This window comes from Mycobacterium sp. TH-M25, assembly GCF_057473665.1.
This window is the reverse complement of sequence record NZ_JBYCLA010000040.1, coordinates 1-4,038: the sequence shown is the minus strand read 5'-3', so window position 1 is coordinate 4,038 and position 4,038 is coordinate 1. Positions and strand designations below refer to the sequence as shown.

Sequence of the window (4,038 nt, the reverse complement as noted above, 5' to 3'; positions counted from 1 at the left end):
TGAGCGAGTTGGTCGCAAGTGACCGCGTTCGGGCGACCGATCCTGACTCCCCGTGCCTTCGCCGCCGCCAATCCAGCCTCGGTTCGCATCCTTATCTATACGAATTTTGTGGCGAAACCACTTTTGACCTGCACCGGTCGTGATGTTCGAGGTGTGGCCGCAAATGAGGTACATGAGTTACGCCTCACGCTTGTTGCGCAACGGGGTCGCCGACAAGACGCCATAAGCAAGTACGACCGAAACGACCGCGCGGCTGCTCGTTAGATGCTGCCGGTGCTCGGCGCGGGCCTGAGGCCGGCAGCGATCGTTGCGAGTTCGTCGCCAGTGAGGTTGTCTGAGCTCAGGTGTAGGAACGTTCCGTTGCGTTGGAGGTGGGCCTGGGATCGATGAGGCCATTCGCCCGCTGGTTTGATCTTTATCGAGATCCCTTCGCGGACCACCTTCTGCCAGCTCTCATCTTTGATCGTGTTCCGGTAGTGCTGGGCAGCATCCGCTCGGGACATCTGCAGGATCGAAACACTGTGTTGTCCGTCGTGGGAGCGGCAGCCTAGCAACACGTACGCCGGAACTGGTGGCCGCCGGCAGGCTTCAACGAACGTGCAATGCACATGCCAGCCGGCGGACCCGCCACCTGGTATGACAACGGTGAATGCGGCGTGCTGTTGTGCCTCGGTAGGGGTTACATAGTGCTGCAGCCGGTCGCGAATTTCTAGCTGGGACTGGATCTGTTCGCCTTCCGGGGGCCTGAACTGGAAGGTCTCGGCTGGGATTGGCTCATCGAAGCTAATCGCGAGCGTGGTGATCTTGTAGAAGGGCTGCTCGCCGCGGATCGCGGTGGCTGCCAGTAGCACGCCGCGTTCCTGGTCGACCTCGAGCTGGTAGCTATCGGCGCCGGTACCGAGTGCGTGCAGATCGCGACGCGCGTTGAGATCGCTGCGCAACCTCACGTCGCTGAGACCCTCTGGGCGGGGGGTGGCGTGAGCCGTGATTGGCCGTGACAGTCTGATTTGGCCCCACCAGAACGGTTCGAAGTGGCTCCACCTGTGTGGCGGCGGGGTGTCGTTGTGAAGGTCTCATTTGCCCCCACTCTGAGACGCGCCGTGGTGGTTGTGACGGCTTGAATTGGCCCCACTTCGCGATGATCAGTGATCCGGAGCGTCCGGATTACTGATCACGGAGGTGAGGGTGGAGGGTAGGTCGAAGGTGGAACAGTTCGCGGACATTCGCCGCGATCGCCGAGTCGACGGTCTGTCGATTCGAGCGTTGGCCGATAAGCATCATGTGCACCGGCGCACGGTGCGCCAGGCGCTGGAGTCGGCGATCCCGCCGCCGCGGAAAATCCCGGACCGGGTGGCGCCGCGGCTTGAGCCGTTCAAGACGGCGATCGACGCCATGCTGCGCAGTGACTTGGATGCGCCTAAAAAGCAGCGTCATACCGCGCGGCGGATCATGGCCCGCCTGGTCGATGAGCACGACGCGCAGGGGTTGTCGTATTCGACGGTGCGCGACCATGTCCGCAAACGCCGTCCGCAGATCCTCGCCGAGGCAGGCCGACCGCTGGAGCTGGGATATGTGCCCCAGACTCATGAGCCGGCCTCCGAGGCGGAGGTGGATTTCCATGACTTGTGGGTGCTGCTGCGCGGGGTGAAAACGAAAACTGCGCTGTTCACCATGCGGCTGAGCTATTCGGGACGCGCTTGCCATCGGGCCTTTTTGACCCAGGGGCAGGAAGCTTTCCTCGAGGGGCATGTGCTCGCATTTGACCGGCTGGGCGGTGTGCCGGTCGACAAGATTCGTTATGACAATCTCAACAGCGCGGTCAAGCAGGTGCTGTTCGGGCGCTCCCGGCAGGAAAATGAGCGTTGGATCGCCTTCAAATCGCACTTCGGTTTCACGAGTTGGTATTGCCGGCCGGGTCATGAGGGCAGTCACGAGAAGGGCGGCGTGGAAGGTGAAGGCGGGCGGTTTCGGCGGAATCATTGTGTCCCTATGCCGGCCATCGACTCGATCGACGAACTCAATGCGCTACTCGAGGCTGCCGATGACGCCGATGATGCCCGCCGTATCGGTAATCGGGCGACCAGTGTCGGCCATGATTGGATATTCGAGAAGACGCTGCTGCGGGCTTTGCCGAACGAGCCGTTTGACACAGCGCTGACGCTGACCCCGCGTGTAGATAGGTACGCGCAGGTCATGGTGCGCTGCAACCAATACAGCGTTCCGGCAAGGTTTATTGGTCATCGGCTACGAGTGAAATTGTCGGCCTCGGCAGTCACGGTCTATGACCGCACCGCGGTGGTGGCGCGGCATCAACGTGCAATCGGGAAGGGCGCCAAAGTCCTGGATTTGGACCATTATCTGGAGATCCTGTACCGCAAACCGGGCGCGTTGCCGGGGGCGACCGCGTTGGCGCAGGCACGCGCAGCCAAGAAGTTCACCGCCGAGCACGAGGCGTTTTGGGCCGCGGCACGGAAAGCTCATGGTGACGCCAAGGGCACTCGGGCCCTCGTCGAAGTGTTGCTGCTGCACCGCCACCGCGACGGAGCCGATGTGCTCGCCGGCATCACCGCCGCGCTGTCGGTCGGATCGACCAGCCCCGACGTCGTGGCGCTGGAAGCCCGTAAGGCCGCCGAACGCCGCGGCGCAGCCGCTGATCTAAGCGATGGTGCCGCTGAAGGCGGACGGGTGGTGATCCTGGCTGATCATCGCTCGGCCGCGGTGCCCGCCGATGAGCGTCCACTGCCGTCGGTGGACAAATACGACATTCTGCTGGGACGGGGAACCTCATGACCCGGCGGCGCAACGTCACTGAGCAGGCGGCGGCTGCCGCGATCGAACAGGGGTGCCGGATACTGCGCCTGCCCACCATCCGCGACCGGTTTGTCGAGATCGCCACCGCCGCAGAGCGCGAGCAGATGACCTACCTGGGTTTTCTTTCCGAGCTGATGATCGCCGAGTGCGACGACCGCACCCGCCGGCGTGCCGAGCGGCGCGTCCGCGACGCCGGGTTCCCGCGGCCGAAAAGGCTGGACGAGTTTTCCTATGAGGCCAACCCAGCAATCAATCCCGCGGTCATCGGACAGCTGGCCACCTGCGCCTGGGTCAAGGCCGGACATCCGCTGTGTTTGATCGGTGACTCCGGCACCGGCAAAACCCATCTGCTGATCGCGCTGGGCACCGTGGCCGCTGAAGCCGGCTACCGGGTACGTTATACGCTTGCGAGCAAGCTGGTCAACGAATTGGTCGAAGCCGCCGATGACAAACAGCTCACCAAGCTGATAAACCGCTACGGCAGAGTGGATTTGATTCTCGTGGACGAATTGGGGTACTTGGCGTTAGATCGACGAGGGGCAGAACTGTTGTTTCAGGTTCTGACCGAGCGAGAGGAACGTTCGGCTATTGCGATCGCTTCAAATGAACCATTTTCCTCGTGGACAAAGACTTTCACCGATCCGCGGCTATGCGCAGCAGTGGTCGACAGATTAACATTCGCCGGAGCCATCATCGAAACCGGCAGCACCTCTTATCGGCTCGCCCATGCCCGAAACACCCGCCCTGCAGGCTAATCCCAATGCCGGGAAGTTAAGGGTGTGACTGTTGAGTCAAGTGCGACACGCGGGGCAAGTGGGTCTATTGCGGTGAAATAGGTGCGGCTCCTGGTAGAAGAACGATCGCCGAGATCAATCTCTACCGAGGAGCCGCGATGCCCGATTCTGCCATGTCCGTCCGGCCGGAGGCCGCCCGCGATGCCGGGCGTGGCGCGCTCGGCCGTGCGGTGGAGACCGTCAGCAGGACGATCACGGTGGCGGCCGGTGTGTTCGGGCCCGGTCACCTGGGCGAGCTGACCCGGCATGTGCCGTTCGAGCTGGTGGATGCGGTGCTGGAACAGACCGGAACGGTGCAGCGGCGGTTGCGGGAGCTGCCGTCGCGGGTGGGAGTGTATTTCGTTCTGGCACTCGGCCTTTACCCCGAGCTGGGATACCAGAACGTATGGAAGAAGCTAACCCACGCCCTCGCTGCGGGATCGCCGTCGCCGTC

At 62.8% G+C, this 4,038-nt stretch carries 4 protein-coding genes; 3 read left to right on the top strand and 1 reads right to left on the bottom strand.

The features are described from left to right. Window positions 1-260 precede the first annotated feature (260 nt). Window positions 261-947, bottom strand: a complete 687-nt coding sequence (locus AC2VOU_RS01555; RefSeq protein WP_486955770.1) for a hypothetical protein — start codon at window positions 945-947, stop codon at window positions 261-263. Window positions 948-1,185: 238 nt separating this feature from the next. Here AC2VOU_RS01555 and istA point away from each other — a divergent pair, with 238 nt between their 5' ends. The 3 genes from istA to AC2VOU_RS01540 all read left to right on the top strand — a co-directional run. Continuing rightward, window positions 1,186-2,790 (top strand): IS21 family transposase, encoded by a 1,605-nt coding sequence (gene istA, locus AC2VOU_RS01550; RefSeq protein WP_486955769.1) that lies wholly within the window; start codon window positions 1,186-1,188, stop codon window positions 2,788-2,790. Next, window positions 2,787-3,566 (top strand): IS21-like element helper ATPase IstB, encoded by a 780-nt coding sequence (istB, locus tag AC2VOU_RS01545; protein WP_486955768.1) that lies wholly within the window; start codon window positions 2,787-2,789, stop codon window positions 3,564-3,566. The genes istA and istB overlap by 4 nt, the downstream gene beginning before the upstream one ends. 137 nt (window positions 3,567-3,703) lie before the next feature. Then, on the top strand, window positions 3,704-4,038 hold a 335-nt coding region (locus AC2VOU_RS01540), incomplete at its 3' end, for a transposase domain-containing protein (RefSeq protein ID WP_486955767.1).

Bases quoted from the DNA above. Each gene is read 5' to 3' on its own strand.
- istB (WP_486955768.1), top strand. From the start codon at position 2,787: ATGACCCGGCGGCGCAACGTCACTGAGCAGGCGGCGGCTGCCGCGATC.